Here is a 15905-nt window from a genome sequence, read left to right as displayed (position 1 = left end):
TTCGATTCTACGGGCCGGGATTCGCCTGTGCGGCGTTCGCCGCCACGGGGGCCGCCTGCGTCAACAGCAGCATGGCGGTGAACAGGACGCCGGTCATCTTCGGGTGCTCTGCCAGGTATGCCGCAACACTTTCGGGCATATTACACCAGAATGCGCGTGAGATTAAGTTCTAGTCTTATGCGAAGTGGTACGTTCCGGATGTTTGAATCACGTCTCGATCGAAACAAACTCGCCGGGTCGATCTCGCGGGGTCGCGGGCGGGCGAGACGGGATCCGTCGGTGTTTCCCGGACGTTCCGAGCTCCCGCGTCGCCACCGGCGACGCCTCCGCCCCGACGACACGGTTATGACGCAGGTGGTCGTACGTCCGTGACAGACGATGGCGTCCGACAGCGGACACGACGACGCGCAGTACCTCGCCGGGTCGACGGTACGGGTCGCGATCCTCCGGGCGCTCGACCGGAAACCGCGGCGTCCGGCCTCCCTGACCGACGCGGTCGACGCGACCCGGACCACCGTCCAGCGCATTCTGGCGGGGTTCCGCGAGCGGCGGTGGGTCGTCAAACGCGACGGCGCCTACCACGTGACGCCGACGGGCGAGCGCGTCCACGACGCCTACGAGGACTTACTCTCCGAGATCGACCGCGCCGATCGGTACGGGCGGTTCGCCGCCGATCTGGAGCGGGCGGGCGCGGACTTCCCCGCCGCCGGGCTCGAGGCGGGCGATCTCACCGCGGCGACCGACCGCGACCCGCTGGCCGCCCTCGACCGGCTGGTGGAACTGATCCGCACGACCCGCGGCTCGGACGTCAGGGCCGTCTCACCGATCGTCACGAGCCAGTACAACGAGGCGGCCAGGGACGCGCTCGACGCGGGCGCGGAGATCGAGTTGATCATCGACCGCGAGGTGTTGGAGACCTCGATAGCGGAGTTCGGCCCCGCGACCGACAGAGCGCTGTCCGACGAGCGGGCGACGGTGTACGTCTCCCCGGATCCCATCGAGTACGGACTCCTCCGGTACGACGACGTCGCCTGCGTGGTCGCCTACGACGAGCACAACAACCCGCGCTGCGTGTTCGAAACCACGGACGAGACGGTGGTCCGGTGGGTCGACGAGCGACTCGCGTCGCTCTCGGCGGGGGCCACTCCGCTCTCGGCGGTGGTTCAGGAGTCGTCGGCGGCCCGGGAGTGATCGGAGGTCGGCGGCCCGTCCGTTCGTGACGAGGAGTTCCGTTACGGATCGACCGCGCCGGCGACGCTCGAGTTGTCGTCCGTCCCGTCGCGCCGCTCCGGGTCGAAGTTGACCGGCACGACCGTCGGGTGATCCATGCCGAACGACGAGGTGGTAGTCGTCATGGTTCTACCCGATCCTACCGGCTCCACTCCCTAAAAATTACCCATACGCATAACACATCGACGCGACGGGTGTCATACGCGCCGGTTATCACGCCGCCGCGACGGGGTGCGTCGTCGGGCTCGGGCTCCGAACCCTCGGGCGCGAACTCAGGCCCCGAACTCCTCGTCGTAGAGGTCCTGGGCGTGCTCGACGGCCTCCTTCGCCGCCGCGGCGTCCTCCCAGCCCAGCGTCTCGACCTCCTTTCCTTCCTCCAGGTTCTTGTACGTCGAGAAGAACTCGTCTATCTCGTCGCGGATCTGCTGGGGGATGTCCTCGAGGTCCTCGATGTGGTCGAATCGCGGGTCCTCCGTCGGCACCGCGATCACCTTGTCGTCCTGTTCGCCGTCGTCGTCCATCCGCATCAGGGCGACGGGGCGGGCCTCGATCACGCAGCCGGGGAACGTCTGGTCCTCGACGAGCACCATCACGTCGAAGGGGTCCTCGTCGTCGTAGTACGACTGCGGGATGAAGCCGTAGTCGTACGGGTAGTGGACGTTCGAGTGGAGCACCCGGTCGAGGACGACGCCCGGAACGTCCTTGTCGTACTCGTACTTGTTGCGCTCGCCTTTCAGACACTCCACGACCGCGTAGATCTCGTCGGGGGCGTCCGGTCCCGTCTCGAGGTCCTCCCAGAGGTTTACCATGTGTCGAACACTGCGACGAACGCGTGGAAAATCCTTTCGGGACGGTCCAAGCCGACCATGCGTCCGCCTCGACGAGCCCGTCACCACCGTCCGCACGAAGCTCACCACTGCCCGCGCGAGGCCGACGTTCCCGTCCACGAGCGTGCCGGGAGAACCAGCCGGGACGCCCGACATATTCGTTCAGGAGGCGTCGGATATTCCCCGAGGCCGATTCGGACCGATCGGGGTCGATTTCGACCCGTTCGGACCGATCCTCGATCGTGGATCCGTCACCGTATTACCGGTTTCGTTGTCCACAGTAGGTGTATACGCCGCTGAACCCGACGGATCGTTTCTCCCTCGTCATCGGGTCATCCCACGGAAATGCCGGATCGATCGCCCGAAACGCCCGTTCGTCGGGATCGATCCCGTTGAGAGGTCCTAAATCCGATGAACGTTGAGAAAGGTTATAAGTCAGGGAACCTTCCTATCCAGCATGTCAGAGGCACGATCGGTTCCCGAGGCATCGACGACCGCACACGACCTGACCGCGTTCCAACAGAACATCCTCACGATCCTCGCGGAGGAGCCGATGTACGGGCTCGCGGTCAAACGCGAGCTCGAGGCGTACTACGGCTCGGAAGTGAACCACGGCCGGCTCTACCCCAACCTCGACGATCTCGTCGAGGACGGCTTCATCGAGAAGAGCGAACTCGACAAGCGCACGAACCAGTACGCGCTCACCGACGCCGGCCACGACGTCGTTCTCGGTCAGCTCGAGTGGGTGCTCGACCGCTTCGTCACCGACGAGGCCCGCGCGGCCGAGGTACGGGCGCTCATCGAGGAGTAAGACCCCCTCGGGGCCCGAACCGGATCGGCTCGTCGTTTTTCACCCGCCGAGCCGCGGCTACGGTTCCGGCTCGTCGATCTCGGCCGCGACGCGGTCGACCGTCTCGAGCGACTCCTCGAGGGCCGCCCGCTGCTCGTCGGTCGGCCAGCCGTTCCGCGGGAAGAACTCCTCGCGGAACTCCGCGCGCATCTCCGGAGTCGCGTCGTCGACCGCGCGCACGTAGTGGTTGCTCATGAACGCCGCGAAGCTTCTGGCGGTTTCGGCGTGGACCTCGTCGGCCCGCTCCGCGACCGCGTCGACGACCGCGTCGTTGTAGGCGGCGATCTCGCGGTAGCGGTCGGCGTCGCCGGGCCCCGAGAGCGACACCTCCACCGCCCGATCGGTGTCCTCGATCCGGTCCAACCGGACCGTCCCCGACTCCATCCACTCCTCGGGGTACAACACGAGCGTGTCGTCCTCCTCGCGGAGCCGCGGCGTGTACTCGTGGTCGGTCACCAGCTCGTCCCGGCGGTCGCGGTACCCCTCCGCGGCCGCGGGGTCGGCGGCCCGCCGCGCGAGCCGGGTGAGACGCTCCGCCTCGTCGACGACCTCCGCCGGGACGTCCGGGACCCGGTCGGCCTCGTCGCCCGCTCCCGGATCGGCTCCGTCCGGGTCGGTCCGGCCGTCGTCCTCGACCGATCCGCCCGTTTCGTCGTCTTCGGTCGCCATCAGCTCTCGCGCCCGTTCTCTCGCCCACTCCGGTGGCTCGTCGTCAGTTCGCGTCATCGAGTGCCTCGTTCGCCAGATCGTCGGCGCGCGCGTTTATCTCCCGCGGAACGTGCGCGATCGACCACCGGTCGAACCGGTCCAACAGCTCGCGGGCCCGGACGCGCCGCTCGCGTAGTTCCGGATCGTTCGCGTTCCACTCGCCGCGCACCTGTTTCACGATCAGCTCGGAGTCGCCCCGGACGTCGATCTCGTCGAAGCCGTACTCGTCGGCCGCCTCCAGCGCGCGGATCAGCGCGGCGTACTCCGCCTGGTTGTTGGTGACGCGGCCGATCCGCTCTCCGCCCTCGGCGACGACGCCGTCCGACGTGACGAGACACCACCCGATCCCGCCCGGTCCGGGATTCCCCCTGGACGCGCCGTCGAAGTAGACGTGCGCGCGCCCGCCGCCCGCCGAGAGGAGATTAGTCAATCGAGCGGGATCGCTCCCCTGGACGACCACCTTATCGTCGTAGGCGACGGCGACCGCCCCCTCCCGCTCGGCGCGCCACCGCTCGTGGTCGGTGTTTCCGGCGTCGATCCGGACGCCGGCGTCCTCCAGGCGGGCCCGCGCCTCGGCCGGATCGCAGTCGATCGTCGGCATGTCCCGATGGTCGGTGTCTGTCGGGGATATGGCTGTCCGTCCGGGATCGACCCCGAACGAAGATTTAACTCCGTTCTCCGAAAGAGCGAACACGGTGAGCGACTCGACACGGCCGGATCGGGACGACGGCCTGCCGAACAGGACGCGGGCACACCGGGGCGGGGGACACAGCCCCCGGCGGGGTCCGCCGGGCCGGGAGACGAGCGCGGCGACGTCCACGTATCGCCGCGAGTTCCTGGCCATCGGCGGTCGATCCGGGACCGAGAAGGACCGGATCGGAGCCCTCCTGGCCGACCTCGGTCGGATCGCCGGCGAGGTCGGGATCCTCACGCTTCCGGTGATGCTGTATCTCTCCGTCGCGCAGGGCTGGGCACCCGTCGCCCTCTTCGAGACGTGGCTCGTGGGGCTGACGACGATGGTCGTCGTCGGCACCCTCGTCAGGAACGGCCGGATCGCCCCTCCCCTCACGGACGCACCGGGGTGGGCGCGACTGTTTCCGACGCTCGTTCTCCTCAGGCTCGTCTGCTTCAACGCCACCCTCCTCGTGGCGATCCACGGCGGCGTCGTCGTCGCGAGCGGAACGGACGTGGTGGCCCTCGGACTCCTGTGGTCGATCGTCGTCAGTGGAACCGCCACGCTGCTCTTCCCGCGCGCCGTCGACGAGTGGATGGCCCGTCGGGCGTGACCGATGGACGGCCCGCCGGGCGCGAGGCGGGCGACGCCTCGAGCGCCGTTCGATCGCGATCCCCGATCGCTCACGAACTTTTAAGTCAGTCGGTCGGCGTAGTATATAAATGCGATGACACGGCCCACCCGGCAACGGGATCACGACCGGCAGCGCGTGCGGGACGAGGACGTGGAGGGATCCGAGACCGACGAGGTGGACGTCGAGGAGGTGGATCCCGCCGAGCTGGACCCCGACGACCTCGACCCGGCGGAGCTGACCCGGACGGCCGACGGCGAACTGATACACGAGGAGACCGGGATCATCATCGAGGAGGAGCAGATCGATCCCGGTCCGGAGTGGCGGGCGTTCAACCACTCCGAGCGGCAGTCGAAGTCCCGCGTCGGCGCGCCGACGACGAAGACGATGCACGACAAGGGGTTGACGACGACGATCGACTGGAAGGACAAGGACGCGTACGGGCGCTCCATCTCCTCGAAGAAGCGCTCGCAGATGCATCGGTTGCGGAAGTGGCAGGAACGGATCCGGACGAAGGACGCGGGCGAGCGGAACCTCCAGTTCGCGCTCTCGGAGATCGACCGGATGGCGAGCGCGCTCGGCGTTCCCCGCTCGGTCCGGGAGGTCGCCTCGGTGATCTACCGCCGCGCGCTCTCCGAGGACCTCATCCGTGGCCGCTCGATCGAGGGCGTCTCCACCGCCGCGCTCTACGCCGCCTGCCGAAAGGAGGGGATCCCCCGATCGCTCGAGGAGATCTCCGACGTCTCGCGGGTCGACCGCAAGGAGATCGGCCGAACGTACCGCTACATCTCCCAGGAGCTCGGCCTGGAGATGCGGCCCGTCGACCCCCAGAAGTACGTCCCGCGGTTCTCCTCCGAGCTCGGCCTCAGCGAGGAGGTCCAGTCGAAGGCCAACGAGATCATCGAGACCACCGCCGAGCAGGGGCTGTTGTCGGGGAAGTCGCCCACCGGCTACGCCGCCGCCGCCATCTACGCCGCCTCGCTGCTCTGTAACGAGAAGAAGACCCAACGCGAGGTCGCCGACGTGGCCCAGGTCACCGAGGTCACCATCCGCAACCGGTACCAGGAGCAGATCGAGGCGATGGGCATCCACGCCTAGATCGGCTCCCGGCGGCGCGTACCCGTCCTCTTTGCTTCGGTGTCGTTGCTTTCGCGGAGAACACCTCCAAAGCCCCTTTGAGTCCCGCCCCTCCCGATCGCACAGCACCGCAACCGCACCTCACGCCTCCCCAGCCTCGCTGCTCGCGCTCTTCGAGCGCTCGCAGCGTCCCTCGCGGTCGGGTTCGCGCCCTCCGGGCGCTCACCGGCACGCCACCGCATGGCGAAGTCGGGACGTCTCTCACATCGGATCCGCGAGTCGTGACCGAAGCAACGTTGAAGCCGGCGCGCCGCCAAGGTCGGACGAATGCGGCTCGACGACTACCTCGAGTTCGAGGCGAACGAGCGCGCCGAGCGCCGGCGGCTCGCCCGCGAGAAGGACTACGGGATACTCGACCACCTCGACTCCTTCGAGCGGCGGTTCGATGCGGAGGTCTCCGACGACGCGGTCGTCGGCAGCGTCTCCCCATCGATCTTCGTCGGCCGCTCCGACTACCCGAACGTCTCGACCGGGTTGCTCTCGCCGGTCGGCCGCGAGGAGCGCGCCGACAGCTTCCGGACCTCCGGCGCGTGGTACGACGAGGGCGTGTCGATCGCGGACGTCTTCGAGCGCCGGACCAGCCTCCTCAACGCCAACCGCGGCGTCGACGTGACCGATGTCGGGGCCAGCGGAGTCGGGACCGGGGGCTCCGGGAGCGACGGGGCGAGCGTCCACGACGCGTGGGACGGCTGGCTCGGCGTCCAGCGCGAGGTCGCGATCGCGGACCGCCCGGTCGATGTCGAGATCGGGCTCGACGGCACCCCCGACCTCGACTTCGAGGTCGGCCTCGAGGACGTGAAGACGCCCACCGGCCCGCGGGCGGCGGCGCGGGAGGCGGCGCTCGGCGAGAACCCGCACGTCCCGCGGCCGGTGAAGAAGACGCTCGAGGACGACGACTGGCGCGCCGAGGGCGCGATGACGTACCTCTACCGCCGCGGGTTCGACGTGTACGAGATCAACACGATCCTCTCCGCGGGCGCGCTCGGGCGCGGGCGAAACCGCCGGCTCGTGCCGACGCGCTGGTCGATCACCGCCGTCGACGACACGATCGGGAAGTTCCTTCGCGGGTCGATCCGCGACGAGCCCTCGATCGACCGGATCGAGGTCCACCGCAACGAGTACCTCGGCAACGCCTTCTGGGTGATCCTCGTCCCCGGCAACTGGGAGTACGAGCTGGTCGAGCTGAAAGCGCCCGGCTCGATCTGGAACCCCGACCCCGACGCCGGGATCTACCTCGCGGCCGCGAGCGAGGGCCGCGAGGGCCGGACGGGGTACGTCGAGGAGACCGCGGGCGCGTACTACGCCGCCCGCCTCGGCGTTTTAGAGCACCTCCACGAGCGCGGGCGGCAGGCGAAGGTCCTCGTCTGTCGACACGTCTCCGACGACTACTGGGGGCCGGTCGGCGTCTGGCAGGTGCGCGAGGCCGTCCGGAACGCCTTCGAGGGCGAACGCGGGACCGCCGAGACGTTCGGCGAGGCGGTCCGTGGCGTCACTGACCACCTCCCGATCTCGCTCGGGCGCCTCCGGCGGAAGTCGACGATGGCGGCGGGGCTCCAGGCCAACCTCGCGGACTTCACCGATCGGGACGGGTGACGGTCCGGGACGGAGGATGGCCCGGGGCGGAGGACGGTCCGGGGCGGAGGACGGTCCGGGACGGGTGACCGAACTCCGTCCGAGGGTTTTTGCTTCCTCCGAGCGAGGGTTCCGGCATGCTCACAGCCCTCCCCGCGCAGTTCGGCGTCCCCGGCGGTCCGGAGCTGCTGATCATCCTGCTCGTGTTGCTGCTCCTCGGCGTCCCCGTCGTGGCCGTCGCGGCCGCGGCGGTCCTGCTGTTCCGGGGCCGCTCGGACCGCGACGAACGGATCGCGGAGCTGGAGGCGGAGGTCGAACGGCTCCGCGACCGCCTCGACGACGAGGAGTAGCGCTCTCGAGGGACACGGAATGGGCCGAAACCTCCTCCGTTCGAACCTGCGAACCGAGAAGCCGGCCTGGCTGGACTGGGCCCTCGCCGTCGTCCTGCTCGGGGTCGGTGCGTTCTCGCTCGCCGCCCTGGACGCGCCGCTCGCCGGGGGTCTCGCGCTCGTCGCCGCGCTCGGCTTCGGGACGCTCCTCGCGGTCTCGGAGGCGGGGCTGTTGGCGGGGGACGATTCCGAGACGGACGGGATGTGAGTCGTCGAGGCCTCGGGACCTCAGTCGTCGAGCCGCTCGAAGACCTCGCCGACCATCTCGCCGGTCTCCTCGATTATCGCGTCCATCTCCGCGTCGTCGCTCGGGAGCCCGAGCAGCCGCGCGATCTTCATGATCGAGACGTGGTGGACGACCTGCTCGCCGGGCTCGACCTGCTCTATCACCATGTTACACGGGAACAGCGAGCCGATCCGGCCGTCCGTGGCGTCGAGCGCGCGGTCGGCCACGGCGGGGTTGCACGCGCCGAGGACGTAGTAGGGGTCGCGGCCCGCGTCGACCTTCTCGTTCAGCATCTCCGAGGGGGAGAACTCGACGGGGAAGCCGAACCCCACGTCCGCACAGACCTCGCGGACGTGTTCGATCGCCGCCTCGTGGTCCATCTCCAGGGTCGCGCGCTTCTCGCCGAAGTCGTCGCCGTCCAGGTCGTCCGGGTCGAACGGGAGCGTCATGGGCGATCGTCGGCCGGCGGCGACAAAAGGGTGTGCGTGTCGGTGAGCCTCGGCGCGGTCGACCGGCTCCCGGAGTCGATCACTCGGTGGCGACCGGGCCGCTCCCGATCACGTCCTCGACCGCCTCGTGAAACTCGCCGCGGCTCTCGAAGAGGGGCACGTCGGACTCGGCGAGGATCTCGTCCAGGGTCGCCGGTCCGTCGGGGGTCCGGACGGTGGCGTCGCCCTCCTGTGCGCGCACGTCGCTTCGGGTCGCGGGCCACGTGAGCCGGGAGGCGACGCGGGCGACCGGCTCGCCCGCGACGTCGGGGCCGTCGCCGAGTTCGACGGCGGGCTCGGCGTCCCCTTCGGCCTCCGTCTCCTCCTCGTCGGTGTCGCTCATGCGTCGCGATTCCGCTCGGTCGGTGGTAACGGTTTCGGTCCGGTCCGTCTCCGACCCGAGCCGCGCTCCGGCGGGTCCGACTACGGACGGACCGGACCGCGCTCACCGCCACCCGCGGTCGGTCGCGTTCAGCCGCTCCGCGTCCTCGTCCGTGACGACGACGAGGTCCTCGATCCGACAGCCGAACCGTCCCTCGAGGTAGATCCCCGGCTCGACGGAGAAGACCATCCCCGGTTCCAGCTCCCGGTCGTTGCCCGCCACGACGTACGGCTCCTCGTGGACGTCGAGTCCGACGCCGTGGCCGGTGCGGTGGACGAACGCGTCGCCGTATCCCGCCTCCTCGATCACGTCTCTGGCGGCCCGGTCGACGGCGGCCGCGGTCGCGCCCGGTTCGACGGCGTCGACCGCGGCCGCCTGCGCCTCCTCGACGACCTGGTGGACCGTCTCGTACTCGTCCGGCGGCTCGCCCGCGAACACGAGCGTCCGCGTCTGGTCGGAGGGGTAGCCGTCGACGCGCGTCCCGAAGTCGAGGACGACCGGGTCGCCGGCGCGGATCTCCCGGTCGCCGTGGCCGTGGTGCGGTTTCGCGCCGTTCTCGCCCGCGCCCACGATGGTCTCGAAGGAGGTCCCCTCGCCGCCGTGGGCCGCCAGCCGGTCGCCGATCCACTCCGCCAGGTCGCGTTCGGTCATCCCGACCGCGTCGGCCCCGAGGTCCCGGAGGTCCTCGACGGTCGCGTCCGCGGCCCCGGCCGCCGCCCGCAACGCGGCCAGTTCCGTCCCGTCCTTGCGGACCCGGAGGTCGGCGAGCGCCTCGCTCGCGAGCCCCCACTCCGCGTCCGGCGCGACCGCCCGGAGGTCCTGGGTGAACCGCGCCCACATCGTGTCATCGACGAGGAGCCGCCCCTCGCGGAGGTCGTGTGCCTCCAGCAGGTCCCGGACCGCGGTCCGCGGGTCGTCGCCGTCCGCCCAGGTCCGCACGTCGGCGACGCCCGTCTCCTCGCGGACCTGGGCCCCGTACAGCGCCGGGACGAGCAGGCTCGGGTCCCCGTCCGCGGGGACGACGAGCAGGAAGTGGCGCTCGCCCGGTTCGGCCTCGAACCCGGTGAGGTACTGGAGGTTGCGGCTCGGAAAACAGACCATCCCGTCGGCCCCGATCGCCCGGAGCCGCTCGCCCGCCCGCTCGCGGCGGGTCGCGTACGCGTCGTCGGTCATACGGACGCTCCGACCGGAACGAGTATATAAATCAGGGTGTGATTACCGTCCCATCAAGCGGGTCGTAACTATAGGGGTATTCGTCGTACGGCCGACCATGGCGACCGATCACTCCACGGCGTTCGACTTCGGGGGGACCGACCCCTCGACGTTCCGCTGTCCCGACTGTGAGGCCACCGCGCCGTCGACGTCGGTGCCGTACGACGCCCTCGGCTACGCGGTGTGTCCCGACTGCTCGTACACGGCCGGCCCCGGGACGGACGAGGTGACGATCGCGGGCGACGCCTGATCCGGTCGGCGGGAAGACGATCCGGTCGGCGGGAAGACGATCCGGTCGGCGGGAAGACGCGGGCGGGGAACCGCCGCGCTTTAGCCGCGCTCGACCCTTCCTTTCGGCATGGGCTGGTCTCTCGGTCGGGAGGACGCGACGATCACGGAGTGGGAGCGCTCGGACGGGTACGCCACGGTCCGGCTCCGCGAGCGGGGGGACGGCCGGTTCGTCGTGCGCCTCGACGTGATGGAGCAGGCGGCCGACGACCGCGCGTACGACCGGGTCGTCCTCGACGAGCGCGACGCGGCCGAGGAGCGGGCCGCGGCGTGGCGCGAGGAACGCGACCTCGACTGAGTCTCCGAGGCCCCCGTTCAGGGAAGCTCCACCTCCCCGTCGAGGAACGCCTGACACTCGACGGTCCGTCCGTCGGGGTCGGCGGCGAAGAACTGGTAGATGTCGTAGGTCTCGTTCTCGTGTGGCTCCTCCTCCGCGGCGTCACCGAGGCGGTCGTGGGCGTCGTCGACCCCCGAGCGATCCGGATACACGACCGTCACAATCCCGCAGTCGTCGGTCCGGTCCCGGTCGCAGAAGCCGACGAGGAGGTTTCCGTGGCGGAGTATCGTACAGTCGGGCTGTTCGAGCCAGATCTCCATCCCCAGTCGATCGCGGTAGAAGTCGACCACTGCGTCGTGGTTCTCCGTCGCGTAGAAGACGATCCCGGACATGTCAGGGCGGGCGCGGCGACGCGACTTAACTGCTCCCCCGGAGCGGCGGCGAGGCGGAACCGTCGGTGGGGCGAAACCGCCGGTGGGACGAGATCGTCGGTGAGACGAAACCGCCGGTCGCGACCGCGCTACCGCTCCGGGTGGACCGGCGCGTCGAACCCGCCGCGGACGAGCGGCTTCGCCACGTGTCTGCGGGCGCTCGGCGGGACCTCGTACCACCCCGGCTCGAGGTCCCGCTCGATCGTCGCCTCGATCTTTCCGGGCGCGGCGGTGTCGCAGTCGCGACAGCGATACCCCTGGTCCCGTCCGGCAGACGACATCCGCCGCCCGCACTCCGGACAGGTCGGCGTGGTCGGTTCCGTCCGCACGAGGTCGCGGACGGCGAACTTCTCGAGTTTCAGCGTTCCCGACGGCCCCGACCCGCCATCGCGGACCTCGTGTTCGCCGCACAGCGTCACGCGGTCGCCCGGACGAAGCGCGCGCACGCGGTCACGGAACCGCCCGGTCGGCGCGAACGCGACCGCCCGGAGTTCCGGGCTGGCGTCGTCATCGAGTGCCGCGGCGACCGCGACGTGGACGTGTCCCCCCCGCTTCGTCTCCGGATCGTCGGCGACGACGCCCGTCACCCGGTAGCCCGCGCCGTCGCGGAGGTCGCCGAGGCTCCCGTCCGCGAGGTGGGCGTCGGTTCCCTGGTTCGTCAGGAACGTCGCGGCGCGCTCGACCGGCTCGCTCGCGATCGCGTCGGCGACCCGCCGGCACGCGCCCGGGTCGTCGCCGCGGATGCCGTGGAGGATCGGTCCCGGCGCGTTCGGCACGCAGACGGCCTCCCCGGTCCCGCGGTCGACGGTGTCCCACACGGTCGGATACGCCTCGTCGGCGGCGGCGAAGACGCTCTCGGCGTCGACCTCCCGGGGCGTCCCGCAGCGGTCGAGCTCGCGGTAGGAGATCCGCTCGAACGTCCACTCGTCGTGGGCGGCGGGCGCGCCGACGGCGGCGAGCGCGCCGATCCGCCCGCGGCCCGGCGTCCCGTCGCCGTCCGCGCCGCCGGAGCCGAACCCGGCGTGGCGGAACCCGTGTCGGTCCGCGAGCGCGAGGGCGTCGGCGAGCGCCAGGCGCTCGCGGAGCGCCCGGCGGGCGAACGACGCGACGTCGCCGGGGATCCGCGTCGAGAGGTCGTCCACGCCGTCGACGAGCCCCGCGTCGGCGTCGGTTCCGGCGGGATCGACGGCGACGTCGGCGACCACGACGCCCGGGGAGGTCCGCGGGTCCTCGGCGGCCGCGAACTCCCGAACGGTCTTCCCGGCGATCCGGAACGTCTCGTCGGCGTCGACGCCCTCGACGTGGAGCGCGACCGCGGCGTTCCCCCGGGTCTTGTGTTTCACCGCCGGGTTGAGTCGCACGAGCAGCCGCCGCGAAACTTCCCCGCCGGCCGCCTCGAGCCGCGCTCCGAGCCGGACCCCGACGTACGTGGTACACATGCCGCGGTCCCGCGAGTCGGTGTCGTCGACGGCGACGATCGGCATGGTCGGAGTTTCGCGCCGGCGGACAAGCCGGTTTCGACCGCCGTCCGACGCGGGAAGGATCCACGCGAACTCGTATATAACCGTATCGTCCGTCCCGTTCGAGAAAAACGCAAGGTGGCGCGGCTATCGACCGATCTCGCCGACACAACGTATATATGCTGTGAGGCACTTGTCTCGGGTATGTCCCGGACTGCGCTGATCGAGAACGTCACCGCGATGCTGGAGGACGCGGGGTTCCTCGTCAGCGACCGGTGTGCGGTCCGGCCCAAGAGCTTCGACGTGGCCACCCGGCGCGACGAGGACCTGCTGCTCCTCAAGATCCTCGGCAACGTCGACGCGCTCGACGCGGCGACCGGCGCGGAGATGCGGCGGCTCGGCGAGTACCTCGAGGCGACGCCGATGGTGATCGGGATCCGAACCCGCGACGAGGAGCTGAAGCCGGGCGTCGTCTACTTCAGACACGGCGTGCCGGTGATCAACCCGGACACCGCCTACGAGCTGTTCATCGAGGGGATGCCGCCGCTCATCTACGCGGCCCCCGGCGGCCTCTACGTCAGCCTCGACGGCGACCTGCTCGCCGACGAGCGCGAGGAGCGCGGCTGGTCGCTCGGCCGGCTCGCGACCGAACTCGGCGTCTCCCGGCGCACCGTCTCGAAGTACGAGGACGGCATGAACGCCTCCATCGAGGTGGCGATCCAGCTCGAGGAGCTGTTCGACGAGCCGTTCTCCAGCCCCGTGGACGTCTTGGAGGGGGCCGACGACGTCCGCGACGCGGACCCGACCCCCTCCGCGCCCGACGCCGACCCGGACGACGAACACGTCGTCCACGTGCTCACGAGCGCCGGATTCACCGTCCACCCGACCGCCCGCGCGCCGTTCAAGGCCGTCTCCGAGGACGAGGACGACCCCGTGATGCGGCTGCTCACCGGCCACTCGGCGTTCACCGCCGCGGCGGAGAAGCGCGCGCGGATCATGTCCTCGATCGGCGAGGTGGCACACACCCGCTCCGTCTACTTCACGGAGGAGTCGGAGGACCGGGAGTCCGTCGACGGCACCGCGATCGTCTCCTGTGAGGAGATCGACGACGTCAACGACCCCGAGCTGATCCGCGAGCTGATCCGCGACCGCGCGGAAGCGCCCTCCGAGGCGTAGTCGGCCGGAGTCCCCCGACGCTCACCGACCGAGCAGCCGCCCGAAGAACCCGCGCTTCTCGTCGTCTCCGTCCTCGTCGTCCCCGTCCTCGTCTTCCCCTTCCGTCTCGTCTCCGCCGGCTCCCGACTCCCGGTCCTCGTCCGTCCCGCCCGTGAGCGCGGTGTCCATCGCTCCGTCGTCGTCGCGGAACGGGACGCTCCCCTCGAGGCCCTCCTCGTCGGCGTCGTCCCCCTCTCGCTCGTCTCCAACGTCCCCCTCGCCGTCCTCTTCGTCGTCTGCGTCATCGTCGTCGGCATCGCTGGCGTCCTCCTCGTCGGCGTCGACGTCAGCCGCGTCGTCTGGATCCGGCTCCGCCTCGTCGATGAGCTCCGACCCCGGCGTCCCGCCGGTGTCACGGGCGTCGCCGCCGTCCTCCGTCGAGGCGTCCGCCGCCGCGTCGACCGCCGCCTCCTCCTCGCCCTCCTCGGCGTCCTCGACGATCGCTCCCGGTTCCGCGTCCTGGGCCTCGTCGTCCGTGTCGCCCGCGTCATCCCCATCGTCCGCGTCGCCTGTATCGTCCGCGTCATCCGCGTCGTCGTCGCGGTCGGCGTCCTCGGCTCCCTCCGTCTCCGGGTCCTCCGCGGAGCCGACTTCGGCCTCCTCGTCGGATTCCGCCTCCGCGTCCTCGTCGGATTCCGCCTCCGCCTCCGGTTCCGCGATCGCGGTGCCGGTCAACGCCCGCGTCAGTTCGCGGTACGCGCGGGTCGCGGGCGCGTCCGGGTCGAAGACCGAGAGGGGCTCGCCGGCGGTGCTCGCCCGGGCGACCGTCGGGTCCTCGGGGATCCGCGCGAGCACGTCCGTCGCGAGGATCTCGTCGACGATGTCGACGGTCGGGCTCTCCGGGTCGCCCGTCTCGTCGGCGTCGTCGAGCCCCGCGGACTCGTCCTCGTCGCCGCCGACGCGGGTGATCGCCGCGCCGGCGACGCGCCCGCCGATGCGCTCGGCCAGCTGTCGGGTCTTCTCCGTGTCGCCGAGCGCGCTCCGGTCGGGCGTGGAGACGAGGAGCGTCTCGTCGGCCAGCCCGATCGGGAGCGTCGAGTCGTGGGAGAGCCCCGCGCCCGCGTCGAGGAACACGTAGTCGGCGTCCGCGAACGCCTCGATCACCCCGCCGAGCTCGGTCGGATCGGCGGCCGCGTACGCGTCGAGGTCGGGGTCGCCCGGCACGACCCGCAGTCCGGCGGGGCCGTCGTGGACGGCCTCGCTCGGGTCCGCGCGCCCGGCGAGCACGTCGTGGACCGTCGTCTCGCCGGGGACCATCCCCAGCGCGTCGGCGAGGTTCGCCATGCCCACGTCGGCGTCGATCGCGACGACGTCGGCCCCGGCCTCCGCGAGGATCGTCGCTATCGCCGCGGTCGTGGTGGTCTTCCCGACGCCACCCTTCGCCGACGCGACCGCATACACCGTTGCCATACCGTCAGGGTCCGGCGACTCCTACTTAAATGTAGGCGGCGATCCCGCGGATATCGCGTTCCACCGCGCTCGCCGTTCTCCGCCGGCTCGCCGAGCGGTTCCGCAAACACCTTATACGTCGCTCGTGGACGTTCACGCGATCAGTAGAATGGCGAGACCAGAGGTGCTCGACCGGATCAAGGAGGCTGAAACGGAGGCGGACGAGATCATCGCGGAGGCGGAATCGGACGCCGACGAGCGCCTCGCCGAGGCCAGAGCGCGCGCGGACGAGATCCGCGCCGAGGCCGAGGAGGAGGCGGCGGCCGAGGCCGAGGCCCGGCTGGAGTCCGCCCGCGAGGAGCTCGAGGAACGCCGCGAGGAGATCCTCGCCGAGGGCCGCGAGGACCGCGAAGCGCTCGAATCGACCGCCCGCGAGCGGGTCGACGACGCCGTCGACTACGCGGTCGAGCGGTTCGAGGAGGCGATCAAGGGCCGGAAGACGGGGGAATGAATGGCGCTT

The 15905-nt window shown here is 70.5% G+C and carries 22 protein-coding genes; 11 read left to right on the top strand and 11 right to left on the bottom strand.

All coding sequences use genetic code 11. The annotated features are described in order from the left end of the window. Positions 1–7 precede the first annotated feature (7 nt). The gene (locus AXA68_RS17425; protein WP_269799178.1) at positions 8–139 is read right to left on the bottom strand and encodes a DUF7503 family protein; all 132 of its coding nucleotides are present in this window, start codon (positions 137–139) and stop codon (positions 8–10) included. A gap of 239 nt (positions 140–378) precedes the next feature. On the opposite strand from AXA68_RS17425, the gene AXA68_RS02035 reads away from it, so the two are divergent. Further along, entirely contained in the window at positions 379–1191 is an 813-nt protein-coding gene (locus tag AXA68_RS02035; RefSeq protein WP_066412137.1) for a helix-turn-helix transcriptional regulator, read from the top strand. A gap of 41 nt (positions 1192–1232) precedes the next feature. Here AXA68_RS02035 and AXA68_RS17420 read toward each other — a convergent pair whose 3' ends face one another. Continuing rightward, complete coding sequence (locus tag AXA68_RS17420) at positions 1233–1355, bottom strand: hypothetical protein (RefSeq protein ID WP_269799177.1); 123 nt, start codon at positions 1353–1355, stop codon at positions 1233–1235. 147 nt (positions 1356–1502) lie between these two features. After that, positions 1503–2039 (bottom strand): inorganic diphosphatase, encoded by a 537-nt coding sequence (locus tag AXA68_RS02030; RefSeq protein WP_066412135.1) that lies wholly within the window; start codon positions 2037–2039, stop codon positions 1503–1505. 475 nt (positions 2040–2514) lie between these two features. Between AXA68_RS02030 and AXA68_RS02025 the strand changes: the two genes are divergently transcribed. Next, positions 2515–2868 (top strand): PadR family transcriptional regulator, encoded by a 354-nt coding sequence (locus AXA68_RS02025; protein WP_066412128.1) that lies wholly within the window; start codon positions 2515–2517, stop codon positions 2866–2868. A gap of 57 nt (positions 2869–2925) precedes the next feature. Here the strand turns inward: AXA68_RS02025 and AXA68_RS02020 are convergent, their stop codons facing one another. Further along, entirely contained in the window at positions 2926–3633 is a 708-nt protein-coding gene (locus AXA68_RS02020; RefSeq protein WP_066412125.1) for a DUF7108 domain-containing protein, read from the bottom strand. Next, positions 3620–4216: a ribonuclease HI gene (gene rnhA / locus AXA68_RS02015; RefSeq protein WP_066412122.1), complete on the bottom strand. Its 597-nt coding sequence runs from the start codon at positions 4214–4216 to the stop codon at positions 3620–3622. The genes AXA68_RS02020 and rnhA overlap by 14 nt, the downstream gene beginning before the upstream one ends. 94 nt (positions 4217–4310) lie before the next feature. On the opposite strand from rnhA, the gene AXA68_RS02010 reads away from it, so the two are divergent. The 5 genes from AXA68_RS02010 to AXA68_RS01990 all read left to right on the top strand — a co-directional run bounded on the left by AXA68_RS02010 (position 4311) and on the right by AXA68_RS01990 (position 8225). Then, positions 4311–4901: a hypothetical protein gene (locus AXA68_RS02010; RefSeq protein ID WP_066412119.1), complete on the top strand. Its 591-nt coding sequence runs from the start codon at positions 4311–4313 to the stop codon at positions 4899–4901. Between the two features lie 114 nt (positions 4902–5015). Further along, positions 5016–6017: a transcription initiation factor IIB gene (locus AXA68_RS02005; protein ID WP_066412117.1), complete on the top strand. Its 1002-nt coding sequence runs from the start codon at positions 5016–5018 to the stop codon at positions 6015–6017. Positions 6018–6323: 306 nt separating this feature from the next. Next, positions 6324–7649, top strand: coding sequence for a DNA repair protein NreA (gene nreA, locus AXA68_RS02000; protein WP_066412115.1), 1326 nt, complete (start codon positions 6324–6326; stop codon positions 7647–7649). A gap of 116 nt (positions 7650–7765) precedes the next feature. Continuing rightward, positions 7766–7978 carry a hypothetical protein gene (locus AXA68_RS01995; protein ID WP_066412112.1) on the top strand — a complete coding sequence of 71 codons (213 nt, stop codon included), beginning with the start codon at positions 7766–7768 and terminating at the stop codon, positions 7976–7978. Positions 7979–7997: 19 nt separating this feature from the next. Beyond that, positions 7998–8225 carry a hypothetical protein gene (locus AXA68_RS01990; RefSeq protein WP_066412109.1) on the top strand — a complete coding sequence of 76 codons (228 nt, stop codon included), beginning with the start codon at positions 7998–8000 and terminating at the stop codon, positions 8223–8225. A 20-nt stretch (positions 8226–8245) separates the two neighbouring features. Here the strand turns inward: AXA68_RS01990 and AXA68_RS01985 are convergent, their stop codons facing one another. The 3 genes from AXA68_RS01985 to AXA68_RS01975 all read right to left on the bottom strand — a co-directional run bounded on the left by AXA68_RS01985 (position 8246) and on the right by AXA68_RS01975 (position 10286). Next, the gene (locus tag AXA68_RS01985) at positions 8246–8692 is read right to left on the bottom strand and encodes a DUF302 domain-containing protein (protein ID WP_066412100.1); all 447 of its coding nucleotides are present in this window, start codon (positions 8690–8692) and stop codon (positions 8246–8248) included. A gap of 79 nt (positions 8693–8771) precedes the next feature. Beyond that, positions 8772–9074 (bottom strand): DUF5789 family protein, encoded by a 303-nt coding sequence (locus tag AXA68_RS01980; RefSeq protein ID WP_066412098.1) that lies wholly within the window; start codon positions 9072–9074, stop codon positions 8772–8774. A gap of 102 nt (positions 9075–9176) precedes the next feature. Next, positions 9177–10286: an aminopeptidase P family protein gene (locus AXA68_RS01975; RefSeq protein ID WP_066412096.1), complete on the bottom strand. Its 1110-nt coding sequence runs from the start codon at positions 10284–10286 to the stop codon at positions 9177–9179. Between the two features lie 97 nt (positions 10287–10383). Here AXA68_RS01975 and AXA68_RS01970 point away from each other — a divergent pair, with 97 nt between their 5' ends. Together AXA68_RS01970 and AXA68_RS01965 are read left to right on the top strand one after the other, a co-directional pair. Beyond that, a complete protein-coding gene (locus AXA68_RS01970) occupies positions 10384–10575 on the top strand; it encodes a hypothetical protein (protein ID WP_066412093.1) in 192 nt (63 codons plus the stop codon). 108 nt (positions 10576–10683) lie between these two features. Beyond that, positions 10684–10911, top strand: coding sequence for a DUF7543 family protein (locus AXA68_RS01965; RefSeq protein ID WP_066412091.1), 228 nt, complete (start codon positions 10684–10686; stop codon positions 10909–10911). A 17-nt stretch (positions 10912–10928) separates the two neighbouring features. On the opposite strand, the gene AXA68_RS01960 is transcribed toward AXA68_RS01965, so the two are convergent. Together AXA68_RS01960 and AXA68_RS01955 are read right to left on the bottom strand one after the other, a co-directional pair. Further along, on the bottom strand, positions 10929–11282 hold the full coding sequence (locus AXA68_RS01960) for a VOC family protein (protein WP_066412090.1): 354 nt from the start codon (positions 11280–11282) through the stop codon (positions 10929–10931). 128 nt (positions 11283–11410) lie between these two features. Further along, positions 11411–12805, bottom strand: coding sequence for a tRNA(Ile)(2)-agmatinylcytidine synthase (locus tag AXA68_RS01955; RefSeq protein WP_066412089.1), 1395 nt, complete (start codon positions 12803–12805; stop codon positions 11411–11413). 180 nt (positions 12806–12985) lie between these two features. Here AXA68_RS01955 and AXA68_RS01950 point away from each other — a divergent pair, with 180 nt between their 5' ends. After that, positions 12986–13957 carry a transcriptional regulator gene (locus AXA68_RS01950; protein ID WP_066412087.1) on the top strand — a complete coding sequence of 324 codons (972 nt, stop codon included), beginning with the start codon at positions 12986–12988 and terminating at the stop codon, positions 13955–13957. A 21-nt stretch (positions 13958–13978) separates the two neighbouring features. On the opposite strand, the gene AXA68_RS01945 is transcribed toward AXA68_RS01950, so the two are convergent. Then, on the bottom strand, positions 13979–15406 hold the full coding sequence (locus AXA68_RS01945; protein ID WP_066412085.1) for a nucleotide-binding protein: 1428 nt from the start codon (positions 15404–15406) through the stop codon (positions 13979–13981). 148 nt (positions 15407–15554) lie between these two features. Between AXA68_RS01945 and ahaH the strand changes: the two genes are divergently transcribed. Next, entirely contained in the window at positions 15555–15896 is a 342-nt protein-coding gene (ahaH, locus tag AXA68_RS01940; protein ID WP_066412083.1) for an ATP synthase archaeal subunit H, read from the top strand. The last annotated feature ends 9 nt before the right edge of the window (positions 15897–15905 follow it).

Origin of the sequence: Halorubrum aethiopicum (genome assembly GCF_001542905.1) — an archaeon.
Lineage (GTDB): Archaea > Halobacteriota > Halobacteria > Halobacteriales > Haloferacaceae > Halorubrum > Halorubrum aethiopicum.
This window is presented reverse-complemented; position numbering and strand designations above follow the sequence as displayed.

Coding starts and splice junctions, on each gene's coding strand:
- AXA68_RS17425 (WP_269799178.1), bottom strand. CDS start 139: ATGCCCGAAAGTGTTGCGGCATACCTGGCAGAGCACCCGAAGATGACC.
- AXA68_RS02035 (WP_066412137.1), top strand. CDS start 379: ATGGCGTCCGACAGCGGACACGACGACGCGCAGTACCTCGCCGGGTCG.
- AXA68_RS17420 (WP_269799177.1), bottom strand. CDS start 1,355: ATGACGACTACCACCTCGTCGTTCGGCATGGATCACCCGACGGTCGTG.
- AXA68_RS02030 (WP_066412135.1), bottom strand. CDS start 2,039: ATGGTAAACCTCTGGGAGGACCTCGAGACGGGACCGGACGCCCCCGAC.
- AXA68_RS02025 (WP_066412128.1), top strand. CDS start 2,515: ATGTCAGAGGCACGATCGGTTCCCGAGGCATCGACGACCGCACACGAC.
- AXA68_RS02020 (WP_066412125.1), bottom strand. CDS start 3,633: ATGACGCGAACTGACGACGAGCCACCGGAGTGGGCGAGAGAACGGGCG.
- rnhA (WP_066412122.1), bottom strand. CDS start 4,216: ATGCCGACGATCGACTGCGATCCGGCCGAGGCGCGGGCCCGCCTGGAG.
- AXA68_RS02005 (WP_066412117.1), top strand. CDS start 5,016: ATGACACGGCCCACCCGGCAACGGGATCACGACCGGCAGCGCGTGCGG.
- nreA (WP_066412115.1), top strand. CDS start 6,324: ATGCGGCTCGACGACTACCTCGAGTTCGAGGCGAACGAGCGCGCCGAG.
- AXA68_RS01995 (WP_066412112.1), top strand. CDS start 7,766: ATGCTCACAGCCCTCCCCGCGCAGTTCGGCGTCCCCGGCGGTCCGGAG.
- AXA68_RS01990 (WP_066412109.1), top strand. CDS start 7,998: ATGGGCCGAAACCTCCTCCGTTCGAACCTGCGAACCGAGAAGCCGGCC.
- AXA68_RS01985 (WP_066412100.1), bottom strand. CDS start 8,692: ATGACGCTCCCGTTCGACCCGGACGACCTGGACGGCGACGACTTCGGC.
- AXA68_RS01980 (WP_066412098.1), bottom strand. CDS start 9,074: ATGAGCGACACCGACGAGGAGGAGACGGAGGCCGAAGGGGACGCCGAG.
- AXA68_RS01975 (WP_066412096.1), bottom strand. CDS start 10,286: ATGACCGACGACGCGTACGCGACCCGCCGCGAGCGGGCGGGCGAGCGG.
- AXA68_RS01970 (WP_066412093.1), top strand. CDS start 10,384: ATGGCGACCGATCACTCCACGGCGTTCGACTTCGGGGGGACCGACCCC.
- AXA68_RS01965 (WP_066412091.1), top strand. CDS start 10,684: ATGGGCTGGTCTCTCGGTCGGGAGGACGCGACGATCACGGAGTGGGAG.
- AXA68_RS01960 (WP_066412090.1), bottom strand. CDS start 11,282: ATGTCCGGGATCGTCTTCTACGCGACGGAGAACCACGACGCAGTGGTC.
- AXA68_RS01955 (WP_066412089.1), bottom strand. CDS start 12,805: ATGCCGATCGTCGCCGTCGACGACACCGACTCGCGGGACCGCGGCATG.
- AXA68_RS01950 (WP_066412087.1), top strand. CDS start 12,986: ATGTCCCGGACTGCGCTGATCGAGAACGTCACCGCGATGCTGGAGGAC.
- AXA68_RS01945 (WP_066412085.1), bottom strand. CDS start 15,406: ATGGCAACGGTGTATGCGGTCGCGTCGGCGAAGGGTGGCGTCGGGAAG.
- ahaH (WP_066412083.1), top strand. CDS start 15,555: ATGGCGAGACCAGAGGTGCTCGACCGGATCAAGGAGGCTGAAACGGAG.